The organism is Shimia gijangensis, from assembly GCF_900142085.1.
In the GTDB taxonomy this organism is placed as follows: Bacteria; Pseudomonadota; Alphaproteobacteria; order Rhodobacterales; family Rhodobacteraceae; genus Shimia; species Shimia gijangensis.
In genome coordinates this window covers 217,151-241,136 of sequence record NZ_FQZQ01000003.1, presented here as the reverse complement: position 1 = coordinate 241,136, position 23,986 = coordinate 217,151, and the positions used below count along the sequence as shown (strand labels likewise).

Genomic DNA, 23,986 nt, shown 5'->3' with positions numbered 1-23,986 from the left:
ATCTCACGACCATGCAGGAACCGGCCATCACACCCGATCTCATCGCAGCTCACGGCCTTAAGCCGGATGAATACGAGCGTATTCTCGAGATTATCGGGCGCGAGCCGAGCTTTACCGAGTTGGGGATTTTCTCGGCGATGTGGAACGAACACTGTTCGTATAAGTCGTCGAAACTCTGGTTGCGCACCCTGCCCACCGACGGCCCTCAGGTGATCTGTGGTCCCGGTGAAAACGCCGGTATTGTCGACATTGGCGACGGAGACGCCGTGGTTTTCAAAATGGAAAGCCACAACCACCCCTCATACATCGAACCCTATCAGGGGGCTGCCACAGGGGTTGGCGGCATTCTGCGCGACGTCTTTACGATGGGTGCCCGTCCCATCGCTGCGATGAACTCATTGTCGTTTGGCGAAACCAGCCACCATAAGACCCGCCAGTTGGTCAACGGCGTCGTCGAAGGCGTTGGCGGATATGGCAACTGCTTTGGCGTGCCCACAGTTGGTGGCGAAGTCCGCTTCCACCCGGCCTATAACGGCAACTGTCTGGTAAACGCCTTTGCTGCTGGCCTGGCCAAGACTGACAGTATTTTCTACTCGGCCGCGTCTGGCATTGGCATGCCGGTTGTGTACCTTGGCGCGAAAACCGGTCGCGACGGCGTTGGCGGTGCCACAATGGCATCCGCCGAATTTGACGACACCATCGAAGAGAAACGCCCCACCGTTCAGGTTGGTGATCCTTTCACCGAAAAACGTCTGATGGAAGCCACACTGGAACTGATGCAAACCGGCGCCGTGATCTCAATCCAGGATATGGGGGCCGCGGGTCTGACCTGTTCTGCGGTCGAAATGGGTGACAAGGGCAAGTTGGGCGTGAAGCTGAACCTCGAGGATGTGCCACAGCGCGAAGACAACATGACAGCCTATGAGATGATGCTGTCTGAGAGCCAGGAACGCATGCTGATGGTTCTCAAGCCGGAGCTCGAATCTGAGGCCCGCGCCGTGTTCGAAAAATGGGACCTCGATTTTGCAATCGTTGGCGAAACCATTGCCGAAGACCGGTTCCTTGTGTTGCACAATGGTGAGGTCAAAGCTGATCTGACACTGTCCAAACTGTCTTCAACAGCGCCTGAATATGACCGCCCTTGGGTGCCCACTCCAGCCGCCGAAGAACTTGACGCCGACAGCGTGCCGCAGATCGATCCTATTGACGGTCTCAAGGGCCTGATTTCGTCGCCAAACTATGCCGGTAAGCAATGGGTGTATGAGCAATATGACACGATGGTCATGGCCGACAGCGCCCGCCTGCCCGGCCAAGGGGCTGGCATTGTGCGTGTGCACGGCACGGACAAGAAACTGGCGTTCACTTCAGACGTGACACCGCGTTATGTCAAAGCCAACCCAACCGAGGGCGGCAAACAGGCTGTAGCCGAAGCCTACCGCAATTTGTGTGCTGTGGGCGCCCTGCCCTTGGCGACGACCGACAACCTTAACTTTGGCAACCCGGAAAAGCCCGAGATCATGGGTCAGTTCGTGGGCGCGATCAAAGGTATTGGCGAAGCAGTTGCAGCGCTGGACATGCCAATCGTGTCGGGCAACGTGTCTTTGTACAATGAAACCGACGGCAGCGCGATTTTGCCGACGCCAACTATTGGTGCCGTGGGTCTTATCGCAGCCGGAGAAGAACCCATCGTCGGCGACGCCCGTGACGGTCATGTTTTGTTGATGGTTGGCGAAAGCGCCGGGCATTTGGGGCAGTCTGCATTGCTGGCTGAAGTGTTCAACCGGGAAGACGGGGACGCGCCCCATGTCGATCTGGCTGTCGAGAAAGCCAACGGCGAGTTCATTCGCGCCAACCGCGATTTTATCAAAGCGTGCACGGATATTGCAGACGGTGGTCTGGCACTGGCCGCTTTTGAAATGGCCGAAGCCGCAGGTGTCGGAGTGCAGTTGGACAGTGATGACACTGCGACGTTGTTTGGCGAAGATCAGGGCCGTTATCTGGTGGCCTGTAACTTTGATCAGGCCGAAGCCCTGATGATTGCAGCCGGTCCGTCCGGTGTAAGTGTCACCTCTGTGGGCAAATTCACCGGTGATCACGTGTGGTTTGGCAATTCAGGTGCGCCGCTGGCGGAAATGGCCGTTCTGTTCCGTAGCAGTTTTGCCGAAGCGATCGGATAAAACGGGTTAAGGGCAACGGCCGCTTACCCCGCATAGTGTGAAAAGACAAAGGCAAGCGTCCAGCGTTTGCCTTTTTTCTTTTCCTGCCTTTCGACCGCTCGTAGGGTCAAACCAACGAGTCCCTTTTACGGTGAGGTGCCTACTGATGTCCGCCCCAGTTTACATGTTTGATGCAGCCAGCAAGCCCTCGTTGCCGCTGTATGAAGTGCCATTGGTGGTGGCCACGGATCACGCATTGCAAGGCTATGGCTGTCTTGTCGATGACCCCGAAGGGTTTCAGATTGATATAACGCGTTGGCCAGCTCAAGGGTGGCGACAGATAGACGAAGGCACCGGGGATGAGGGTGGTTTTGTAGAGGGGACATTCACATGCGACTGGCGGGGGGACGTGTTGTTTGGCGAAAATGACGCCGTCAAAGGCAAATATGTGCTCGGTTGGGCGGCGGACCCACAAACCGCCAGCACAGAGCGTCAAACCACACCCCGCGATCAAATCCTGCTTTGGCATATGAATTATCACCCTGACGGGGGACAATTGTTCTTTCCACTTGAGAAAAAACCTTTTGTTGTGCCCCTGGCGCTGCCCGGAGATGATCTCAGCCCGGACAAGGTCGTGGCCTTTTGGTGTGACGGGACCCAAGGTTTACATATCCACGCAAATATCTGGCACGAAGGGATTTTTCCGGTTCGTGACCAGCAGAGATTTCTGGATCGGCAGGGCGCCGTGCATGCGCGGGTCAGTGCAGACATTGGCCAGGAATTCGGTGTGTATCTGTCCGTCCCCCTAAGAGAGCACCCATGACCGTTTCAACCCTACGACCTGCGCAAGCCTCTGATTTTCCCTTTATTCACAGAAACGCCGGGCGAAAAGAAAACCTCACCTTTATTGAGGATTCACCAGACGATGTTTTGCAGGCTTATATAGAAGACGTTGATGCCGCACTTTTGATCTGGATCTATGACGGGTCCCCCGCCGGATTTGCATTGTTCAACGAATTGACACACCCCGATCAGCAAACCGAGCTGCGACGTCTGGCGTTGGATCAAACTGACACGGGACTTGGCCAATTGTTTTTAAAGGATTTAGTGCACTTTGGTCTGATGACTCTTGGAAAAGATCGGGTTTGGTTGGATGTTGCACCCGAAAACGCCCGCGCCATCCGCTCATATAACAAAGCTGGTTTCTGTCAGGATCATAACGCCACAAAGATTTGGCATCGCCGAGATGGTGTCTCCGTGGATCTTCTTGTATTCAATTATGATCGCAGCGACGGGCCAAGAGGCAGGCCATGACCTGCTTGAAGCTCGCGGCTGACATGACTAAATTCACTCAAACACATCATTTAGGATTCCGCCCATGGCCATTCTTGCTTCTGAAATCGAAACCCTGATCCGCGCGGGGTTCCCGGATGCCAAAATCACAGTTTTGGGCGACGACGGCGCGCATTTCTCTGCCGAGGTTATTGACGAAAGTTTTCGTGGTGTGAGCCGCGTTCAACAACAACGCGCCGTGAACGCCACCGTGAAATCCGCCATCGACAGTGGGGCGCTGCATGCTCTTGCTTTGACAACCAAGGCACCTGAATGAACACAGCCCTTCTGATTATAGGCGTTATTGTGCTTTTGGTGGTTGCCGCCGCCATAGCAGAGGCCTATCTCAGAGGACAAAGATACAAGCCCCTTTCCAGTGTTCAGCCGCAAAACGTGGCCAGACGTGCACTCGGCCAGGACGCAACCACCACCAGCATTCTTCAGGATATGCTTGCAGACAGACAGCGCCTCAAGTCGGCGCAGAGCCAAAAGGAAACGCGCCAATGAGCGATGCAAATACCCGGATCACCGAGACCGTCAAAGCCAATGACGTTGTGCTTTTCATGAAAGGTACAAAAGAAATGCCGCAGTGTGGGTTCTCCAGCCGCGTGGCTGGCGTTCTGAATTACATGGGCGTGGATTTCGCCGACGTAAACGTTCTGGCTGACGAAGACATTCGCCAGGGCATCAAGGACTATTCGGATTGGCCGACCATCCCGCAGCTTTACATCAAAGGTGAATTTGTTGGTGGCTGTGACATCATCACCGAAATGACGCTTTCGGGTGAATTGGACACTATGTTTGAAACCAACGGTGTGGGCTTTGACAAAGATGCAGCCGACAAAATCCGCGAAGCCAACGGCTAAAACTAACAGACAACAAATGGAAAAGGCCGCTCATCATCGAGCGGCCTTTTCCATTAAAACACAGTGTTTTGGCAGGGTACAATCAGCCCGCTTTTTCCTCGACCGTGGCGGCCAGAGCTTCTGCCCGAGCGGCAAGTTCAGCCAATGTATCCGTAACTTCGGTCGGAATAACCGCGATCTTGACCTGTTCGGGATCGGCGTTTTTCAATGCTGTCAACTGGGCTTCGGTTTCAGCCAACTTGCCTTCAAGTTCGCGCAAACGATCTTCGACACCAGCCGTTTTGTCGGCCAGCATAAGGCCCGCCATCAACAGCATCCGGTTTTCAGGAATGCGGCCGATTTGGTTTGCCAGAACCTGAGCTTCGTCATCCAGCATCTTTGCGGCAGCTTGGAGGTAATGTTGTTCGCCTTCCTGACATGCCACTTCAAAGGCGCGACCACCGATTAGGATTTCCACTTCGGCCATCAACCGTCTCCTTTTTGACTTGCCGCATCAGCGGGCTCACCATCGTTGTGCTCCAGCATAGGCCGAAGTGCTCCGATAATGAGATCCATTTCGGCCTGTTCAGAGGCCCGCAATGCCTTGAGGTTTTCAAGTTCTGTCACCATCGCCTGATTGATCAAAGACGGATCAGAAAGACCTTTTTCGGCGGCCTCACGCAGCACCACACTTGCGCCACGCACCTGACGGCTGGTGCGTCGCATCCGATTGAGTCGCTTCGAAAGCTTTAAAATAGGATCGCGGTTTATATCCAAATTCACGGCAGGCTCATTGTTTTTTGCCTCTTGCGCACTCTCTTTGGCGGCATCCGCTTCTGCCCGGGCAGACTCGGCCTCAACGCGTGCAGACGCGAGGTCTTTTTCCGCGGACTCGCGCGCTTCGACTGCTTTTTCGACCGCATCACTGGAAGCCGCCAGCGCGGTTTCCATGTCTTCTACTTTAGCATGCAGCGCTTTGTTGCGTTCTTCGAGCTGGGCATTGGCGATTTTTTCACCATCCAGCTCATTTTGCAAAGCCTCAGATTGTGCACCGCCATCGTCGATAGCAGGCTTGTCGAGCGCTTCTAACCCGCGACCAATCCGGTCCATCGCAGCGCTGATCCTGCTTTCCAGATCGCTGATATCACTCATTCGCCTCTTCCCTTCCGTGCGGGTCTTTTTTGCAGAGCTTGTGCCCTACCGCAGATTTTATCTGTGCGGTGCTGTCCCGACAACGCACGAATCGGCATTTTTTTCCACTTAGGCCGATATTAGCCAATGAAAATGCAAATTGCTCGCCTTTTGACATCAACCACTTGGACGCCGCGCTTGATCTTCACCCCCAGCCTGATATTCAACGTCAAACTTTAAGCGACCAGTCAAAGGAAATGCCCGTGGATATCGCTGCTCTTCGCAAAAAGAACCCCGAACACTGGATGAAAGCTGCTGCCATCCGCGCCCTAACGCTGGATGCGGTAGCTGCCGCCAATTCCGGCCACTCAGGCATGCCGATGGGCATGGCTGACGTTGCCACTGTGCTGTTTGAAAAGCACCTGAAATTTGATGCGGCCAACCCGCAATGGCCAGACCGTGATCGGTTCATCCTGTCAGCGGGTCATGGATCAATGCTGATCTATTCGCTGTTGCATCTGTGTGGCGACGCCCAAGTGACGCTGGATCAGGTCAAAAACTTCCGCCAAATGGGTGCGTTGACTGCCGGCCATCCGGAAAACTTCCTTTTGGACGCTGTAGAAACCACGACCGGACCTTTGGGTCAGGGTATTGCAAACGCGGTTGGCTTTGCCATGGCCGAAGAAATGCAACGCGCGCAATACGGTAAAAAGATCGTCGATCACTATACCTATGTGATGGCAGGCGATGGGTGTCTCATGGAGGGCATCAGCCACGAGGCCATTGGCCTTGCCGGACGCCACCAATTGGGAAAACTGATCCTGATGTGGGACAACAACAACATCACCATTGATGGCACTGTTGAGCTTTCAGATCGCACCAACCAGATCCAGCGCTTTAAGGCCTCTGGCTGGCACGTACAGGAAATCGACGGTCACGACCCCGAGGCGATTGATGCCGCTCTGACAGCCGCCAAGAAAACCAAAAAACCATCGATGATTGCCTGCAAAACCCACATTGCACTGGGCCACGCGGCGCAAGACACGTCCAAAGGTCACGGCGCATTGACCGATGCCGACCAGATGAAAGCCGCAAAAGAGGCTTATGGCTGGACCACTGGGCCTTTCGAAGTGCCCGCTGACGTCAAAGCACAGTGGGAAGCCATCGGGTCACGAGGTGCGGCAGATCGCGTTGCATGGGAAGGCCGTTTTGCTGAAGTTTCCACGCAAAAGCAAAACCGCTTTAACCGTGCTTATACGCTGGATGTGCCCAACAAACTGTCTGCGGTCATTAAAGCCCTGAAAAAGCAAATCTCCGAAGACAAACCTTCGGTCGCGACACGCAAATCCTCGGAATTGGCGTTGGCCGTCATCAACCCAATCATGCCGGAAACAGTCGGTGGCTCTGCTGACCTTACAGGCTCAAACAACACCAAAACGGCTGATCTGGGCGTGTTTGACACGGACAACCGCAAGGGCCGTTATGTTTATTGGGGTATCCGCGAACACGGCATGGCCGCCGCAATGAACGGCATGGCGTTGCATGGCGGCATGCGCCCCTACTCGGGCACGTTCTTTTGCTTCACGGATTACGCCCGCCCATCCATGCGTCTGGCCGCATTGATGAAAATCCCCACCGTGTTCGTCATGACACACGATTCCATCGGCGTCGGTGAAGATGGACCGACACACCAGCCGGTCGAGCATTTGGCGATTTGCCGCGCAACACCAAACACTTATGTTTTCCGCCCCGCCGACACTGTGGAAACGGCAGAAGCCTGGGAAATCGCGATCTCTTCCAAAGAAACGCCTTCAGTGATGGCGCTGACCCGCCAGAACCTGCCAACGGTACGTACCGAACATAAGTTAAAAAACCTGTCCGCCCAGGGCGCCTATGTGCTGGCCGAAGCGGAAGGCAAACGTCAGGTGATCCTGATTGCCACGGGGTCTGAAGTGGCCACTGCGATGGACGCCAAAGCCAAGCTGGAAGAGATGGGCATCGGCACACGTGTGGTATCCATGCCGTGTATGGAACTGTTCGCTCAGCAAGACGAAGCCTATCGTCGCAAAGTTCTTCCGGCAGGGTCCGCTGTACGTATCGGTATCGAAGCCGGGGTGCGTCAGGGCTGGGATCAGTGGTTGTTGGGAGAACGCGCCAAACCGGGCAAATCCGATTTTGTCGGGATGGACCGCTTTGGGGCTTCGGCGCCTGCTGGCGAATTGTTTGAGAAATTCGGCATCACGGCTCAGAATGTCGCGGACAAAGCCAAGGCTCTGCTCTGAACCACTTGGATCGAAATCCAATAGAAAAGGGGCGCTTCTTTGCGCCCCTTTTTTGAAGTCGAAAAATGCCCCTGATCTCACGCGGGGAAAAGATGGCCAACTGGGTGCCCAACCGGCACCAGCAAAAAGTTGATGCCCCCGATAAGGTCGACGCCACGCTCTAGGCTTTCTTGGATAATGTCCCGCGTCACCGGCTTATCCGGCTGTTCTACGCAATAAAATTCATACCCGTATTGCGAAACACGCGTGAACACTTCCTCGAATTGCGGGTTCAGACCACCTTCACTGCGATGATCCGTCAGGCCAGTTTCCATCAGCCAAATGGGCTTGTCTTCGCGCGACAAGATACCATCCGCCCCTTTGATCACCTCCAGCTCGAAACCTTCCACATCAACCAGAAAGACTGTGCGGGACGTGACCGAGGCTGCGGGCACCATGTCGTCCAAGCGTCGGATCGGTACCTTATGCGCAAGGCTTTCCGGGTTGCGCGCCCAGCCTTTGACCAAAGAGGCGCCAGTTCCGACCCCAAAAATCTCGGCTTCGCCTTCGGCCTCTCCGCAAGCATTGGGAAAGACAGTCACGTTGTCCCCGTACCCGTTGCGGGCGATGTTGCCATGCAATATCTCGAGATTGACAGGAACAGGCTCAACCGCGACTGAAGGCACCCCAAGACTTTGCGCCAAACAGACGTAATAGCCAAAGTTTGCACCCACATTCACAAACTTGTCCGCATCCGACAAAAGTGCAGTCAGGATGGCCGTTTCCTTGGGCTCAAAAACACCGCTGGTCATAGCTTCAGGGCCCGCAAACAAGAAACCAAGGTCAGTTTGAACAGCTTCTTTTTGCAGCAAACGGTTGGCTCTGCGCGCCCGCAGCTTTCCTCTGATCCAATCCTTCATAGTGTCCAATCTCATTGTTTTGAGCGCGAAACCCGGCTCAGTCCGCAGCTTTGCTGCCCCCCGAAAATATCCGGGTAATTAAAGTAACACAGGGAATGATACACAAGCCCAAGGCCAAACCAAAGACCCCATCCAAAGCAGCCTTTGTGCCCCAGGACACAAAACCACTTATTCCCTCAGGGACATTGTGCGACACAGAATGTGCTAAATCATGCACATGATGCCCGATCCAACCGAACCCAAGTTCTTCCAGTCCATGCACGATGATAGACCCGCCAACCCACAGCATTGCTCCGGTCCCAACAATGGTCAGGAGCTTCATAAATCCCGGCATGACCCGCACCAGGCGGCGGCCTAAGGCCCGTGTCATTGCAAGGCGGCCATTGGCATAAAGATACAACCCCAGATCGTCCGCCTTTACGATCAGCGCCACGCTGCCATAGACGGCGACAGTGATGCCAATCCCGACCAGCGCAAGGGTCGCTGCTTCCATCCAGATATTGGTATCCGGGATTGCCGCCAGCGCGATTGTCATAATCTCCGCTGACAGAATAAAATCTGTCTTGATCGCGCCAGCTGCTTTTTTTTCTTCCAAATGCGCGGGATCGTCTATTTCTTCATCGGGATCATGATGACCTTCTGGATGCGGCACCAACACATGCCAGATTTTTTCCGCTCCCTCAAAACACAGGTACCCGCCGCCCAGCATCAACAATGGCGCAATCAGCCAGGGCGCAAAATTAGCCAGCAGCAATCCCACCGGCAACAAATACAGTAGTTTGTTTTTGAACGACCCTTTTGCGATCCTCCAAATGATCGGCAATTCCCGCTCAGCGCGAAACCCCTGCACATATTTTGGAGTGACAGCGGCATCGTCTATCACCGCACCGGCGGCCTTCGCGCCCGCTTTTGCTGCCTGTGCGGCAACATCGTCAACAGAGGCCGCGGCCACTTTGGCAATCCCCGCGACATCATCCAACAGTGCCAGTAATCCGCTCATTTTCCGCCCTTTCAGCCCAAACACATCAAAGAATGCACTTCGCACACTTCCAAATGGAGACAACTATCCCCGCTAGAGGACTCTGACAGGGCTAAAGGTAAAGGCGCGGCCATTTCGGCTTTGGTGCGACCCCTAGCCAAATCTTTCCTTCAGCGCGTCATTGACCATCGGGGTGACAAACTTTGACACGTCTCCGCCGAGGCGGGAAATCTCTTTTACAAGTTTGGATGCGATGGCCTGATGCCTGGCTTCGGCCATCAGGAACACAGTCTCGACAGAACTGTCCAGCGCACGGTTCATGCCAACCATCTGAAATTCATATTCAAAATCCGCAACCGCCCGCAAACCACGCACGATGACTTGTGCCCCTACGTCCTTGGCACAATCGATCAGAAGGTTCTCAAACGGATGAGCAACGATTTCTGTACCGGTTTCCGCAGACAATTTGGCACATTCGGCCTCGATCATCTCAACGCGTTCTTCCAGGCTAAACAGCGGTCCCTTGTCGCGATTGATCGCAACACCAATCACCAGTTTGTCGACCAATAACGATGCCCGACGAATGATGTCGATGTGACCCATCGTAATCGGGTCAAAGGTTCCTGGGTACAATCCAACGCGCATGGCACTTCTCCGTTGTCAGTTCCTTGTGCGCACGCAACAATATTGCGTCAAGAAATGCAAGAGCTTCTGTGTCTCATGAGTAGTCTTACGGACAGGGAGTTCAGTTTCAGACGCCCTGCCCCCTTTTGGTTAGTCAGCCCAAGCGCAGATGCCGGCGCTTGCACCTTGTGAGATTTGCACAGCGGCCTCCTCGGCTGGTAACAGTGTAGATTGCCCATCAAGACAAACCACTGATTTGTCAGCCATCCCGGCCACGTCCAGCAAAACCTGATCCCAGTGACGGTATTGAACCGTATGCCCCACGTTTTCATAGGTTCGACGTGCGGCAATGTTGGAATAGTGACCCGCCCAGAAATCACCATGTACCGATTTAACGGTTTCATCGGCAGTCCCTTCGTAGATGTAAACAGGAGCCTTCACCTCATCGCCATTGACAGCAGGCATCGTGCAATACCGGTTAAACTCAGCCAGGAGAGCCGCACCGCTTGCCGCCTGACCACCCATCGTAAAGGTACGCGCGCCGTCATTCTGCGCAACTGTCTGAAAGCCATGTATCCGGGCCGTGGGCGGGTTTTCCCCCAGATCCCACCAAGCCGCAGGATTGGCCGCATAATATGCGGCGGCGCCTGCAATCCGTTCTTCACCTAGCCCACAAATGCCGCTGGTATTCGGGTTTTCAGGGTCATATTGTGAAAAGGCCGCCAAAAAGTGCAGCGATTTCAATCGGTCACTATGAGCTGCCGCAACCGCCGAGGCATATGGACCTCCTCCAGATATGGCTACAACCGAAAATTCCGAGACGTCTACATGGCTCAGAATCTCGTTCACTTCGTCGGCGTACATGTCGTAGGTATAGCCCTCGGTCAGGCCAGTTTGACCATATCCATCACGCTCAACGCCAATAAAGCGCAATCCCAGATCGTTACTCATACTGCGCAGGAAACCCGTTAGCGCATAGGCGTAGGCCGATGTTCCAGAGCCTCCAATAAACAGGACTGGCTGACCATCTTTTGGCCCTTCGTCAAAATATCCCACGGTTTTTCCTGACTCTAGCACCACCGTGCGCACTTCAGGCCCCATTGAGTCAAAGGCTTCCTGAATGTCGAGATCTGCAAACGCTGCTTGTCCAAAAACCGCGAAGAGACCGCTCATCAACAGAGTTTTTTTCATAACAATTCCTCTAATACACAAACTGTGAAGATAGCATGCGAGAGCAAACCCACGTCTGTCACTCGTTACCTGACGTTCAAAACATAAACGCGGCCCGAAGCGGACCGCGTTAAAAGCATCATTTTTGGCTTGATCCAGGGTGACGCTCAGTGCCCCATAATCATGCCTTCAAGGGCATCTTTTTCCATTGCCAGCTCGCTAAGGCGCGCTTTCACAGCATCCCCAAGCGTGATCAGCCCGATCATGTCACCTCCGTCAACAACAGGCATGTGACGAAACCGACCTTCGGTCATTTTTTCAAGAATGACGACCGCATCATCGCCCAAATTACAAGTCACCAATTCCGTGGTCATATAGTCGTCGACCTTATCGCTCATGCAACCCGCGCCGCGGTTTCCCAATTCACGCACAATATCGCGTTCGGACAAAATCCCTTCCAGGCTTTTACCGGTGGCCGAAATAACCACGGTTCCGATACGCTTTTCAGCGAGAATTTTGGCTGCATCAGACACTGAGGTGCCCGGCTTGACTGTTACGACGCCCTGATCGCCTTTGGACTTGAGAATCTGACTGACCAGCATTTGCGAAGCTCCTTAAGATTATTGCTTAAATCCAAGCGTCGCCGCAAGAAACGCTATTGTCAAGTTCGCGCTTCCAACCGCGACACCTCTTCGCGGATTCCATCGCATAATGCCTGAGAAAATCGATTTAACCGCTCCAATCGCTTGTCGTCTTCATGCCGCACCAGATAAAATCCGCGTGTCAGGCTGATCTCGTCTTCCAGAACTTTGTGCACTCCTCGAAAAAACGGCAATGAAAAGTCATGCACGATACCAACGCCGCCGCCAATGCGTACACAATTGATCTGAACGGCCACAGAGTTTGAGGATATCGTCGGCTTTTCAATTCCAACTTCACTCAGATAATCGAGTTCCTTGTCAAAAATCATGTCCGGAATATAGCCGACAATCTGGTGGTTTTTCAGGTCGTCCAAGGTCTTAAGTGGTGGGGCCGTTTTAAGGTACCATCGCGCAGCTGCCAGGTGCAGTTTATAGTCGGTAATCTTCTGCACCATCAGGCGACCGGCTGTGGGCGGGCTGACGGCGACCACCATGTCCGCTTCTCTCTTTGACATGCTGAACACCCTTGGCAAGGCCACAATCTGGATTTCCAAATCAGGGTTTTCCTGCGCAATTTTGTTGCACACCTGCGGTAGCAAGAAATTCGCGGATCCGTCCGGAGCCCCGATGCGAATTTGGCCGGAAAGCCCCCCTGCCTCGCCGCTCAGTTCTTCGGACGCCAGTTGCATGGTTTGTTCAATCCGCTCTGCATGTCCCATAAGCCGTTGTCCGGCATCAGTTAACGCATATCCGGTAGGTGACTTCACAAACAGCGGCGACTCAAGTGCCTCTTCAAGACGCCCGATCCGACGACCTACCGTGGCTGGGTCCACCCCAAGGCGCCGTCCAGCTGCAGACAGGCTTTCTTCACGCGCAACAGCCAGAAAGACCCTCAGGTCGTCCCAATGAGGTTCCAATGCGCACCCTCCTCCTGAAAAAATGCAAAACGGTTTTGAAATCTTGCCTCTTTTCCAATCATTTTTGCAAGCCTATTGTTTGCGCAGAATCTGGAGGACTCAATTATGCAAGAACTTACTCACTTCCTGAACGGCGAATATGTCAAAGGCACATCCGGCCGTTTTGATGACGTTTTCAATCCCGCCACAGGCGAAGTTCAGTCGCAATGCCCAATGGCAAGTGTTGCTGAAACTGAAAAAGCCATCGCTGATGCCGCTGCTGCACAGCCTGCATGGGGTGCGATGAACCCTCAGCGCCGCGCCCGTGTGATGATGGCCATGGTTGGTCTGATGAACCGTGACATGGACAAGCTGGCCGAAGCGCTGAGCAAGGAGCACGGCAAAACATTCCCCGACGCCAAAGGTGATCTGCAACGCGGACTTGAAGTTATTGAGTACTGCATCGCGGCCCCGCAAATGCTGAAAGGGGAATTCACCGACAGCGCCGGCCCCGGCATTGACATGTACTCCATGCGCCAGCCTTTGGGTGTTGTGGCCTCAATCATGCCATTCAACTTTCCTGCGATGATGCCGTTGTGGCATGTTGGTCCGGCTTTGGCCTGTGGCAACGCCGTGGTTCTGAAACCATCCGAGCGTGACCCATCTGTGCCTTTGATGCTGGCAGAACTGTTTGTCGAAGCCGGGCTGCCCGCCGGGTGTTTCCAGGTTGTGAACGGCGACAAAGAAGCCGTTGACACACTGCTGGACAGCGAAACCATTCAAGGTGTGTCCTTTGTGGGTTCGACTCCAGTCGCGCAATATATTTACTCGCGCGCCACTGCGAACGGCAAACGCGCGCAGTGCTTTGGCGGCGCCAAAAACCACATGATTATCATGCCGGATGCGGATATCGAGCAAGCGGCTGACGCTATCGTGGGCGCCGGTTTTGGTGCGGCTGGCGAACGCTGCATGGCGATTTCGGTGGCAGTACCAGTGGGCGAAGAAACCGCTGATCGTTTGATCGAAGCGTTGATTCCACGCGTTGAGAACCTGAAAATCGGTCCTTGGACTGCAGGCAACGACGTCGACATGGGACCAGTAGTGACCGCAGCGGCCAAAGAACGCATTCTGGGTCTGATCCAGTCCGGTGTTGACCAAGGCGCCAAGCTGGTTGTCGACAACCGTGACTTCTCGCTTCAGGGCTATGAGGACGGTTTCTTTGTAGGCCCACACCTTTTTGACAACGTCACTCCAGACATGGACATCTATCGTCAGGAAATCTTTGGTCCGGTTGTCTCCACTATCCGCGCTGCCTCATACGAAGAAGCGCTGAAGCTGGCGATGGACCACGAATATGGAAACGGCACCGCGATCTATACACGCGACGGTGACACAGCTCGTGATTTCGCCCACCGGATCAACATCGGCATGGTTGGTATTAACGTGCCTGTTCCAGTTCCATTGGCCTATCACACCTTTGGTGGTTGGAAGAAATCCATGTTCGGCGATCTGAACCAGCATGGCCCAGATTCGTTCAAGTTCTACTCGCGCACCAAGACCGTGACCTCGCGTTGGCCGTCAGGCATCAAAGAGGGCGGCGAGTTTAACTTTAAAGCCATGGATTGACCCTTTGGTCACATTCTGATTGTCTATGTGGGCGGCCTTCGGGTCGCCCACTGTTCTTTAAGTCTGGCAGTATCAGTATCAATGCCCGTATCGTTTCGAATTTTAAAATCCCGTGGTCTGGTCTTTGTAAAATACGAAGGCGAAGCCCGGTTTGATGACACTGCCCAGGCTTTCGCAGAATATGCACAGCATCCCGATTGCCGACCGGGCCAGAAGCAATTGGTCGATTTGTCCGGCATCACCAGCATGGAAAAGAATTTCACCAAACTGATGCAATTGCAGGCGCAAAAAGCGGACGTTTTCGCGGGAAACAACGCCGAGACGCTGATCGTCTACTACGCCCCAAATCCAGAAGGTCTCGGCATTGCCCAAATGATCCTGAAATCCTGGGAGCCCTTTGACAGTGTGGTGCCGATCGTTCTGGATGACGAAGCCGAATCCTTGGCAATCCTTGGTCTCAAGGAAGCCAGCCTTTCTGAATTGCTGACGTCGGCATAGCACGTGACTGCGGTTCAAATGCGTCAAAGGGATTAAAACTCCGGCACGTAACCGGAGTTTTAGTTATTTTAGGCGACCGCGATCTCACCACCCCAGAGTCTGAGTGTTGGGATCAAACAGCCAGCTTTCGATCAGTTCAAAATTGCCCATAGTAACCCCATCAATGTAGTCAGCTTTGGTCAGACCGGCGGCTTTCGAGCAGGCACCACACATGATGACTGTGCCTCCATCATTGATGAAAGCCACAAGCATATCCTGAACAGAAGCGCCTTTTTCGACCATCAATCCGTGTACATGGCTTGGCCGTTTTTTGTCCGCCAGATATACGGCGCGCACATTCAACCAGATTGCGGCATCATAGCCATTCTTCTGAGCTTTTTGATGGGCGAACATGATGGCCTTTGTCGCAGCCCAGGTGTCATCGGTCGTGAGATTTACAAACAAGCGCGGCTTTGCCTCTTCTGCCAAGGCAATCATAGGACTCAAAATAAGGACCAGAGCCAAAAGACCCCTTCTTAGAATCAATCGCATTTTTTTCTCCATATCAGCGCGGTTCCGCAGGCATCATATTTCACATTCCGCATACGTAATATGACAAACCCTACCATACAGGAAGGTTATGTTGACGCAGGTTCGAAAAAACCCGTCCCTTGAAATCTTTGAACTTTCCTGTTGAACTTGCCCTGCAACCGTTTGGGAGGACGGCCATGTCCCTGAAGGAACCTAGTTTTACCATTGGCGTTGAAGAGGAATATCTTCTTGTCGACAAGGACAGCCTGGACTTGGCCCCTGCCCCGGATGGGCTCATGGATGCGTGCAAGGCAGAGCTGGAAGGTCAGGTCAGCCCGGAATTTCTGAGCTGTCAGATCGAGATCGGCACTGGCGTTTGTCGCACCGTTGGCGAAGCCCGTGAAGACCTCAAGCGTTTGCGCTCGACCGTGGCCCGCGTCGCCGGGCAGTATAATCTCGCCCCCATTGCGGCCTCTTGCCATCCGTTCTCGGACTGGCGGGATCAGCATCATACCGACAAAGATCGCTACAACGCCCTGCGTGATGATTTGGCCGGGGTGGTACGGCGCATGTTGATTTGCGGCATGCATGTGCATGTGGGCATCGACAATGCAGATCGCCGCATCGATCTTATGGGGCAACTTCGGTACTTTCTGCCACACCTTCTTGCCCTGAGCTGCTCTTCGCCATTTTGGCAGGGCGAGGACACAGGGTTAAGCTGTTATCGCCTGACGGTGTTTGACAACCTCCCCCGCACGGGTCTGCCGCCCAACATGGACAGTTGGTCAACCTATGAACGTTCGGTTCAGGCAATGACGGATGTCGGTGTGATCGAAGACGCATCCAAGGTCTGGTGGGATCTGCGCCCCTCATCAAGGTTTCCGACATTGGAAACCCGTATTTGTGATGTCACCCCGCGATTAGAGGACACGTTGACCCTGGCGGCTTTGATCCAGGCGCTGACACGGATGTTGTGGCGCCTTTCGACCAAAAACCAACGTTGGCGCCTGTATGATCGGTTCCTGATCGAGGAAAATCGATGGCGCGCGCAACGCTATGGCATGTCTGCCGGATTGATTGATTGGGGGCGCCGCGAGATCGTGCCCTTTGCCGATCTGATGGAAGAACTTTTAGGCCTGCTACAGGAAGATGCAGAAGCTTTGTCTTCTGCCCAGGAGATCGAAAACGTCATGAATATTCTGAAATCCGGGAACAGTTCGGACCGCCAGAGGGCGGTCTACAACGACGCACTTCAAGCCGAATACAGCCAATCCGAAGCCCTGCGCGCTGTGGTTCGGCATCTGACGGAAGAATTTCATGTCGATTTGTAAATTACTGCCCTGAATATTGCAGATTGGGTTGGCGTTTTTTTCGCACTGACACATTGGTGTAAGAGTTGTATAATTTAACAAACGTTCAATTGTACGTGCCGGGAGACCTTAAATGGACTTTGCTCTGACCGAAGAACAAACCCTGATTTTTGACATGGCCAAAAGTTTTGGCGAAGACAATATCGCGCCAAACGCCCAAGCTTGGGAGGCCGAAGGGCTTATTCCAAAACAGCTTTGGCCGCAGTTGGCCGAGCTGGGGTTCGGTGGGCTTTATGTCTCTGAAGAATATGGTGGCTCTGGCCTGTCGCGACTGGATGGCACATTGGTTTTCGAAGCCCTGGCCATGTCCTGCCCTTCGGTTGGCGCGTTTTTGTCGATCCACAATATGTGTGGCGGCATGATCGACAAATTTGGCAGTGAAGACACCAAACAAAAGTGGTTACCCGACCTGTGCTCTATGGAAAAAGTGTTTTCCTATTGCCTGACCGAGCCCGGCTCAGGGTCGGACGCGGCGGCCCTGCGCACACGCGCTGATAAATCCAACACTGGCTACAACATGAACGGCACCAAGGCGTTCATCTCTGGCGGCAATTACTCCGATGTCTACGTCACCATGTGCCGGACCGGGGATGATGGACCCAAAGGCATTTCCACTGTGATTGTCGAGACCGGCACCGAGGGTCTGAGTTTCGGTGCCAATGAGTCCAAGATGGGCTGGAAATCACAACCAACTTCACAGGTGCAATTTGACGATTGTCTGGTGCCCCTGGAAAACCTGTTGGGCGAAGAGGGCAAAGGGTTCTCTTATGCTATGGCAGGTCTGGATGGTGGGCGTTTGAACATCTCGGCTTCGGCTTTGGGTGGGGCGCAAAACGCGCTGGATTTGACTATGCAGTACATGTCCGAACGCAAGGCTTTCGGAAAATCTATCAATCAATTCCAAGCCTTACAGTTCCGGCTCGCGGAATATGAGACCAAGCTTCAAGCCGCGCGTACCTTCCTGCGTCAGGCAGCGTGGAAATTGGACAACAGCACGCATGACGCCAGCAAATTCTGTGCGATGGCCAAACTGATGGTCACCGATGCAGCCTTTGAGGTGGCCAATGGCTGTCTGCAACTGCACGGCGGTTACGGATACCTTGCGGACTATGGCATCGAGAAAATCGTACGCGATCTTCGGGTGCACCAGATTTTGGAAGGCACCAACGAGATCATGCGTCTTATCGTGTCACGTCAGATGATCGCAGACGCAAGCTAAGCAAGGCAGACTTGACCAGATGAGCGATATCAACATCCGCAAGGTCGGAAAAACCGGCCGCATCACATTCACACGCCCCAAAGCGCTGAATGCGATGTCTTATAAAATGTGCACAGCGATTGAAGACGCGCTGGACGCTTGGGAAAACGACGACGATGTCGCAATGATCGTCGTCGACGCCGAAGGTGAAAAGGCGTTCTGTGCAGGCGGAGACATCGCCGAACTCTATGAAACCGGAACAGCAAATAATTTCGCATTTGGACAAACTTTCTGGGCCGATGAGTACCGAATGAACGCTAAAATGTTCGAATTTGGCAAACCTGTCGCGAGCTTCATGCAAGGTTTCACCATGGGCGGCGGGGTCGGTGTGGGCTGTCATTGCAGCCACCGGGTTGTCGGCAACAGCAGTCAAATCGCCATGCCAGAGTGCGGCATTGGATTGGTTCCAGATGTGGGCGGGTCTCATATTTTGGCCACCGCACCTGGACGTCTGGGTGAGTATCTGGGCCTGACAGCTGCCCGGCTTGGCGCCGCAGATGCAATCCTTGCCGGATTTGCCGATTACTTTCTGCCCGAAGGAAACTGGCCCGATCTGATCACTCAATTGGAAGCCACGGGCGACTGGACACTGATCGACACTGCCGCGCAAACCGCACCAAATGGGACATTGGAGACACAACAGACTGAGATTGACGCCAACTTTGGTGGCGAAAGCCTCACCGATATCGTCAATGCGCTAAAAGCATCCGATAGCGACTTTGCCCGCGACGCGTTGAAAAAACTATCGCGTAATTCGCCATTGGCGATGGGCTGCGCCTTGGAGATCATTCACCGGGTGCGAGCCACCGAGAGCATTCGGGCCGCACTCGAGCAGGAATACCGTTTTACGTATCGCGCGATGGAGCACGGCGATTTCCTTGAAGGAATTCGTGCTCAGATCATTGACAAAGACCGCAATCCGCAATGGAAACATGACCTAAACGCCCTACCCGCCGTGGCAGTCAGCCAGATGCTCATGCCCCTTGGCGACGCGACACTGACATTTGAAAAGGGAGACTAACCCATGAAGATCGGCTTTATCGGACTAGGTAATATGGGCGGCCCAATGGCGACAAACCTTGCCAAGGCAGGTCACGACGTGACCGGGTTTGACATGGCAGATGTCGCCATTGACGGCGTGACACTGGCCGCAACCGGAATTGAGGCTGCAACCGGTGCTGATGTGGTGATCACCATGTTGCCAAACGGCGCAATCCTGCGAGCAGTGGCAAATGACGTGATCCCGGCCATGTCCAAAGGCGCGGCACTGGTCGATTGTTCAACCGTCGATGTCGAAAGTGCGCGTGCGGTGGCTGATCAGGCAGGGGCTGCCGGGTTGCTTTTTGTTGATGCGCCGGTTTCCGGCGGCGTTGGCGGTGCAGCTGGTGGCACGCTCACCTTTATGGCCGGTGGTAGCGCAGAGGCCTTTGCCAAGGCGGATCCGTTGTTTGACATCATGGGACAAAAGGCCGTGCACTGCGGCGAAGCGGGTGCCGGTCAGGCTGCCAAGATTTGCAACAACATGATTCTTGGCGTGACGATGATCGCCACTTGCGAGGCCTTTTCACTGGCCGACAAACTGGGGCTGAGCCGGGAAAAGATGTTCGACGTGGTCAGCACGTCATCAGGCTATAGCTGGACCATGAATGCCTACTGCCCTGCCCCCGGTGTTGGCCCGCAATCTCCGTCAGACAATGACTATAAACCCGGGTTTGCAGCCGATCTGATGCTGAAGGACCTGCGTCTGTCGCAGCAGGCTGCAGAAGCCGCAGACGCTGACACACCGATGGGCCAAATGGCACGCGATCTTTACGCACAGTTCGTTGAAAACGAAGACGGCGCAGGCATGGATTTTTCCGCCATGCTGCCCAGATTTGAAAAGCGTAGCCGCAATTAGCACAAGCTTGGAAGAATTTTGCGAGGTCCGCTAGTGGCGGGCCTCATTTTTCTGTGTGCCCCCTCGAAAGACCGCAACCAACACCTATCTGATGAAGGTACACACAGTAAAAGGGTTCCCTAAATGGCCTCCAAGATTTTTGCAAAAAACGTTGGCAGCTTTGATCGCATTTTGCGGATCGGTGCTGGCGCGACTCTCACTCTCGGGTTTTTTGTTAACTATAACCCGCTGTTCCTCATCGGTGTACCGATCGCACTGACTGGTATTTTCTCAACCTGCTGGCTGTACAGCCTTCTCGGACTAAGCACAGCCAAGGCCTGACAAAAGTCAGGCTCTTGGCGACAGAAGCTCTCTGTTCTTGCGTGTAACTGCAATACGTAATGAGGAACAGAGTAATGAGATCAACTATCGTAGCAGCAATTGTCCTGGCCACTATAACTGCAACCGCCGGGCTGGCCGATGTCGGTGGCAAAAAGAAGACGGCGCGTCAGGCTAACGCCCATCATTCGAAAGTAGAAAAATCACACCCTTATGCAAATAAGAAAGTGTTACACACCAAGAGGTTAACTCGAGTCCAAAAGCGTCGCTTGCCAGCTCTTCCAAGAGGTCACAGCTATCGGGTTGTGGGAGATCATGTGGTCGCGATGGATGAAGATTTGCTTGTCATCGTGTCCGTACTGGGTCTTGCCTCTGTATTGTTCGACTGACAATTCAAAATGGGTCGTGGCGTTCCTTTTGGGACGGCCACGACACCAAACACTGTCTTCAATCAACTAGACTACTCGGCAGCAACCCGTTTTCCAGAAAGCATATCCGCCAGATAATGCCCGGTGTGACTGCGTGCATTCTGGGCAACATCTTCGGGCGTGCCAACAGCTACAATCTCACCACCGCCATCCCCCCCTTCGGGGCCAATATCAATGATCCAGTCGGCGGTTTTCACAACGTCCAGATTGTGCTCAATCACAATCACGGTGTTGCCTTGGTCAACCAGCTCATGCAGCACTTCCAACAGCTTGCGCACGTCTTCGAAATGCAGGCCCGTGGTAGGTTCGTCCAGGATGTACAGCGTGCGCCCGGTTGAACGTTTGGCCAGTTCTTTCGACAACTTTACCCGTTGTGCTTCACCACCCGACAGAGTGGTCGCTTGTTGCCCTACCTTGATATACCCAAGCCCCACCCGCGCCAGTGCATCCATCTTGTCACGAATGCTTGGAACCGCCTTGAAAAAGTCCTGCGCATCCTCGACAGTCATATCAAGAACGTCTGCTATGCTTTTGCCTTTAAACTTTATTTCCAGAGTTTCCCGGTTATACCGAGCACCCTGACAGGTCTCGCAAGTGACATAGACATCCGGTAGGAAATGCATCTCGATCTTGATCAATCCATCGCCGGAACAGGCCTCGCAACGCCCGCCTTTAACGTTGAACGAAAAGCGCCCTGGCTTGTACCCACGTGCCTTGGCTTCGGGCAATCCGGCAAACCAATCCCGGATCGGGGTGAAGGCCCCGGTATAGGTGGCCGGGTTAGAGCGTGGTGTGCGCCCGATGGGGCGTTGGTCAATGTCGATCACCTTGTCCAGATGTTCGAGACCTTTGATAGTCTCGCAGGGCGCCGGTGTCTGGCGCGCACCGTTCAGTCGCATCGATGCCGTTTTGAACAGGGTTTCAATGGTTAGCGTGGATTTCCCCCCGCCCGATACGCCCGTCACGCAGACAAATTTTCCCAATGGAAACTTGGCTGTCACGTTTTTCAGGTTGTTTCCCGACGCTTTGACCACCGAGATCGATTTACCATTGCCCTTACGGCGGTCCACAGGAATAGAGATCTCGCGTTTTCCCGACAGATACTGCCCGGTCATCGAGGCTGGATCAGCAGCAATCTCAGCGGGCAACCCCTTGGAAACCACTTGCCCACCATGCACGCCTGCGCCTGGCCCAATATCAAAGACGTAATCCGCTTCGCGAATGGCCTCTTCATCGTGCTCCACAACAATCACAGTATTGCCTTGGTCTCGCAGGTTCTTGAGTGTGCCCAAAAGCCGATCATTGTCACGCTGATGCAGGCCAATCGACGGCTCATCGAGGACATAAAGAACTCCCGTTAACCCAGAGCCAATCTGGCTGGCCAAACGGATGCGCTGGCTTTCCCCGCCCGACAGCGTTCCACTTGAACGTGAAAGCGTAAGGTACTCTAATCCCACATTATTCAGGAATCCTAAGCGTTCGCGAATTTCCTTCACAATCGCCTTCGCAATCTCTTGTTTTTGGGCTGTCAAATGGTTCGGAACATCCTCAATCCACGCCAACGCCTCGCGGATCGACATCTGCACAACCTGCCCCACATGCAGCTTTGCAATCTTTACCGCCAGCGCCTCTTCGCGTAACCGATAACCGTTACAAGAGCCGCATGGCCGGTTGTTTTGGTAACGCTCAAATTCTTCCCGAATCCAGTTGGAATCGGTCTCGCGGTAACGGCGCTCCATATTGGGGATCACCCCTTCAAAAACCCGCGTCACCTGGTAAACACGCCCGCCTTCATCATAGCGAAATGGGATTTCTTCCTCGCCAGAGCCGCGCAGGAACACTTGCTGAACCTTTTCTGGCAGATTCTTCCATGCTGTGTTCTTGTCAAACTCATAATGCTTGGCGATGGCCTCAATGGTTTGCAGGAAGTAAGGCGATTTGCCTTTGCGCCACGGCGCAAGCGCACCGTCGTAGATTTTCAATGTTTGATCCGGCACCACAAGGCGCTCGTCAAAAAACAATTCCATGCCCAGCCCATCACATTCCGGACAAGCCCCAAACGGCGCGTTGAAGGAAAACAAACGCGGCTCAATTTCGGGGATTGTGAACCCGCTGACCGGGCAGGCAAAGTTTTCAGAAAACGTGATGCGTTCCGGCTCTTCGTCTTTTGGGGCGGTCTCCAGAATGGCAATCCCGTCTGCCAGATCAAGCGCGGTTCGCAAACTGTCAGCCAGCCGCGTTTCCAAACCTTCCCGGATCACAAGACGATCGACCACAACGTCGATATCGTGGCGGAATTTCTTATCCAGCGTAGGAGGCTCATCCAGTTCGTAAAACACACCATCCACTTTGACCCGCTGAAAACCCTGTTTGCGTAACTCAAGGAATTCTTTACGATATTCACCTTTTCGGTCCCGCACGATCGGCGCCAGCAAATAGCCACGCACCCCGTCTTGCAGGGTCATGATGCGATCCACCATGTCCTGGACCTGTTGTGCTTCAATCGGCAATCCGGTGGCCGGACTAAACGGCGTGCCAACACGGGCAAACAACAGCCGCATATAGTCATAAATCTCGGTCACAGTGCCGACGGTTGAACGCGGGTTTTTGCTTGTGGTTTTTTGTTCAATCGAAATAGCTGGCGACAGGCCGCTGATGTGATCGACGTCCGGTTTTTCCATCATATCAAGGAATTGACGCGCATAGGCCGACAGGCTTTCGACATAGCGACGCTGGCCTTCGGCATAGACTGTGTCAAACGCCAAAGACGACTTACCTGAACCGCTCAGGCCGGTAATCACCACCAGTTGATCGCGTGGAATATCCACGTCGATGTTCTTGAGATTATGTTCGCGCGCACCGCGCACCTCAATGTTTTTCAACTCAGCCATCAAAGCCCCCGAAACCAATGTCCTAGAGATAGGTTAATTGTGCCGATGTTCCAACATAAAAGTGAGAACATACAGCGAACATTTTGTCTGTTTCTGTCAGCAGACGACATTTACGGGCTAAAACTGATGAGCCGCCCAAACCTTTAGAGCCGACGTCCAAGGCTGACATACCGCCCCTAAATGGATGCATATTTCCCTACCGGCGGAGTCCGATTTCTACCGGAAATCGGAAAAT

General features: G+C 53.9%; 24 protein-coding genes. 14 read left to right on the top strand and 10 right to left on the bottom strand.

Features of this window, described 5'->3' with window-relative positions; genetic code table 11:
• Nucleotides 1-11: 11 nt before the first annotated feature.
• The 5 genes from purL (at nucleotide 12) to grxD (ending at nucleotide 4,354) form a co-directional block, all read left to right on the top strand.
• Nucleotides 12-2,177: a phosphoribosylformylglycinamidine synthase subunit PurL gene (gene purL / locus BUC32_RS04255; RefSeq protein ID WP_073249756.1), complete on the top strand. Its 2,166-nt coding sequence runs from the start codon at nucleotides 12-14 to the stop codon at nucleotides 2,175-2,177.
• Nucleotides 2,178-2,322: 145 nt separating this feature from the next.
• On the top strand, nucleotides 2,323-2,979 hold the full coding sequence (locus BUC32_RS04250) for an ureidoglycolate lyase (RefSeq protein WP_073249755.1): 657 nt from the start codon (nucleotides 2,323-2,325) through the stop codon (nucleotides 2,977-2,979).
• Entirely contained in the window at nucleotides 2,976-3,470 is a 495-nt protein-coding gene (locus BUC32_RS04245) for a GNAT family N-acetyltransferase (RefSeq protein WP_073249754.1), read from the top strand. The genes BUC32_RS04250 and BUC32_RS04245 overlap by 4 nt, the downstream gene beginning before the upstream one ends.
• Before the next feature lie 64 nt (nucleotides 3,471-3,534).
• Nucleotides 3,535-3,765, top strand: coding sequence for a BolA/IbaG family iron-sulfur metabolism protein (locus tag BUC32_RS04240; RefSeq protein ID WP_073249753.1), 231 nt, complete (start codon nucleotides 3,535-3,537; stop codon nucleotides 3,763-3,765).
• A gap of 226 nt (nucleotides 3,766-3,991) precedes the next feature.
• Nucleotides 3,992-4,354: a Grx4 family monothiol glutaredoxin gene (gene grxD / locus BUC32_RS04230; protein WP_073249749.1), complete on the top strand. Its 363-nt coding sequence runs from the start codon at nucleotides 3,992-3,994 to the stop codon at nucleotides 4,352-4,354.
• A gap of 82 nt (nucleotides 4,355-4,436) precedes the next feature.
• On the opposite strand, the gene BUC32_RS04225 is transcribed toward grxD, so the two are convergent.
• Together BUC32_RS04225 and BUC32_RS04220 are read right to left on the bottom strand one after the other, a co-directional pair.
• The gene (locus tag BUC32_RS04225) at nucleotides 4,437-4,820 is read right to left on the bottom strand and encodes a cell division protein ZapA (RefSeq protein WP_073249747.1); all 384 of its coding nucleotides are present in this window, start codon (nucleotides 4,818-4,820) and stop codon (nucleotides 4,437-4,439) included.
• On the bottom strand, nucleotides 4,820-5,485 hold the full coding sequence (locus BUC32_RS04220) for a hypothetical protein (protein ID WP_073249745.1): 666 nt from the start codon (nucleotides 5,483-5,485) through the stop codon (nucleotides 4,820-4,822). The genes BUC32_RS04225 and BUC32_RS04220 overlap by 1 nt, the downstream gene beginning before the upstream one ends.
• A 242-nt stretch (nucleotides 5,486-5,727) precedes the next feature.
• On the opposite strand from BUC32_RS04220, the gene tkt reads away from it, so the two are divergent.
• The gene (gene tkt, locus BUC32_RS04215; protein ID WP_073249878.1) at nucleotides 5,728-7,746 is read left to right on the top strand and encodes a transketolase; all 2,019 of its coding nucleotides are present in this window, start codon (nucleotides 5,728-5,730) and stop codon (nucleotides 7,744-7,746) included.
• Nucleotides 7,747-7,823: 77 nt separating this feature from the next.
• On the opposite strand, the gene BUC32_RS04210 is transcribed toward tkt, so the two are convergent.
• From BUC32_RS04210 to BUC32_RS04185, 6 genes are all read right to left on the bottom strand, one after another.
• Nucleotides 7,824-8,645, bottom strand: a complete 822-nt coding sequence (locus BUC32_RS04210) for an FkbM family methyltransferase (RefSeq protein ID WP_073249743.1) — start codon at nucleotides 8,643-8,645, stop codon at nucleotides 7,824-7,826.
• Between the two features lie 37 nt (nucleotides 8,646-8,682).
• Nucleotides 8,683-9,645 (bottom strand): DUF808 domain-containing protein, encoded by a 963-nt coding sequence (locus tag BUC32_RS04205; protein WP_073249741.1) that lies wholly within the window; start codon nucleotides 9,643-9,645, stop codon nucleotides 8,683-8,685.
• A 132-nt stretch (nucleotides 9,646-9,777) separates the two neighbouring features.
• Nucleotides 9,778-10,269 (bottom strand): pantetheine-phosphate adenylyltransferase, encoded by a 492-nt coding sequence (coaD, locus tag BUC32_RS04200; protein ID WP_073249739.1) that lies wholly within the window; start codon nucleotides 10,267-10,269, stop codon nucleotides 9,778-9,780.
• Between the two features lie 129 nt (nucleotides 10,270-10,398).
• Nucleotides 10,399-11,439, bottom strand: coding sequence for an alpha/beta fold hydrolase (locus BUC32_RS04195; protein ID WP_083599241.1), 1,041 nt, complete (start codon nucleotides 11,437-11,439; stop codon nucleotides 10,399-10,401).
• Nucleotides 11,440-11,585: 146 nt separating this feature from the next.
• The gene (locus BUC32_RS04190) at nucleotides 11,586-12,020 is read right to left on the bottom strand and encodes a CBS domain-containing protein (RefSeq protein ID WP_073249737.1); all 435 of its coding nucleotides are present in this window, start codon (nucleotides 12,018-12,020) and stop codon (nucleotides 11,586-11,588) included.
• Nucleotides 12,021-12,079: 59 nt separating this feature from the next.
• Nucleotides 12,080-12,976 (bottom strand): LysR family transcriptional regulator, encoded by an 897-nt coding sequence (locus BUC32_RS04185; RefSeq protein WP_073249735.1) that lies wholly within the window; start codon nucleotides 12,974-12,976, stop codon nucleotides 12,080-12,082.
• Nucleotides 12,977-13,081: 105 nt separating this feature from the next.
• Between BUC32_RS04185 and BUC32_RS04180 the strand changes: the two genes are divergently transcribed.
• Entirely contained in the window at nucleotides 13,082-14,581 is a 1,500-nt protein-coding gene (locus tag BUC32_RS04180; protein WP_073249733.1) for a CoA-acylating methylmalonate-semialdehyde dehydrogenase, read from the top strand.
• Nucleotides 14,582-14,662: 81 nt separating this feature from the next.
• On the top strand, nucleotides 14,663-15,079 hold the full coding sequence (locus tag BUC32_RS04175) for a hypothetical protein (RefSeq protein ID WP_073249731.1): 417 nt from the start codon (nucleotides 14,663-14,665) through the stop codon (nucleotides 15,077-15,079).
• Nucleotides 15,080-15,163: 84 nt separating this feature from the next.
• Here the strand turns inward: BUC32_RS04175 and BUC32_RS04170 are convergent, their stop codons facing one another.
• On the bottom strand, nucleotides 15,164-15,610 hold the full coding sequence (locus BUC32_RS04170; RefSeq protein WP_073249874.1) for a DsrE family protein: 447 nt from the start codon (nucleotides 15,608-15,610) through the stop codon (nucleotides 15,164-15,166).
• Between the two features lie 176 nt (nucleotides 15,611-15,786).
• Between BUC32_RS04170 and BUC32_RS04165 the strand changes: the two genes are divergently transcribed.
• From BUC32_RS04165 to BUC32_RS04140, 6 genes are all read left to right on the top strand, one after another.
• Nucleotides 15,787-16,920 carry a carboxylate-amine ligase gene (locus BUC32_RS04165; protein WP_073249729.1) on the top strand — a complete coding sequence of 378 codons (1,134 nt, stop codon included), beginning with the start codon at nucleotides 15,787-15,789 and terminating at the stop codon, nucleotides 16,918-16,920.
• A gap of 112 nt (nucleotides 16,921-17,032) precedes the next feature.
• Nucleotides 17,033-18,178, top strand: a complete 1,146-nt coding sequence (locus tag BUC32_RS04160; RefSeq protein WP_073249727.1) for an acyl-CoA dehydrogenase family protein — start codon at nucleotides 17,033-17,035, stop codon at nucleotides 18,176-18,178.
• Nucleotides 18,179-18,197: 19 nt separating this feature from the next.
• On the top strand, nucleotides 18,198-19,238 hold the full coding sequence (locus tag BUC32_RS04155; protein WP_073249725.1) for an enoyl-CoA hydratase/isomerase family protein: 1,041 nt from the start codon (nucleotides 18,198-18,200) through the stop codon (nucleotides 19,236-19,238).
• 3 nt (nucleotides 19,239-19,241) lie between these two features.
• Nucleotides 19,242-20,114, top strand: coding sequence for a 3-hydroxyisobutyrate dehydrogenase (gene mmsB, locus BUC32_RS04150; RefSeq protein WP_073249722.1), 873 nt, complete (start codon nucleotides 19,242-19,244; stop codon nucleotides 20,112-20,114).
• Between the two features lie 123 nt (nucleotides 20,115-20,237).
• Nucleotides 20,238-20,435, top strand: a complete 198-nt coding sequence (locus tag BUC32_RS04145) for a YgaP family membrane protein (protein ID WP_073249720.1) — start codon at nucleotides 20,238-20,240, stop codon at nucleotides 20,433-20,435.
• Nucleotides 20,436-20,509: 74 nt separating this feature from the next.
• Entirely contained in the window at nucleotides 20,510-20,821 is a 312-nt protein-coding gene (locus tag BUC32_RS04140) for a hypothetical protein (RefSeq protein WP_073249718.1), read from the top strand.
• A 71-nt stretch (nucleotides 20,822-20,892) separates the two neighbouring features.
• On the opposite strand, the gene uvrA is transcribed toward BUC32_RS04140, so the two are convergent.
• Nucleotides 20,893-23,751, bottom strand: a complete 2,859-nt coding sequence (gene uvrA, locus BUC32_RS04135; RefSeq protein ID WP_073249716.1) for an excinuclease ABC subunit UvrA — start codon at nucleotides 23,749-23,751, stop codon at nucleotides 20,893-20,895.
• Nucleotides 23,752-23,986 lie beyond the last annotated feature (235 nt).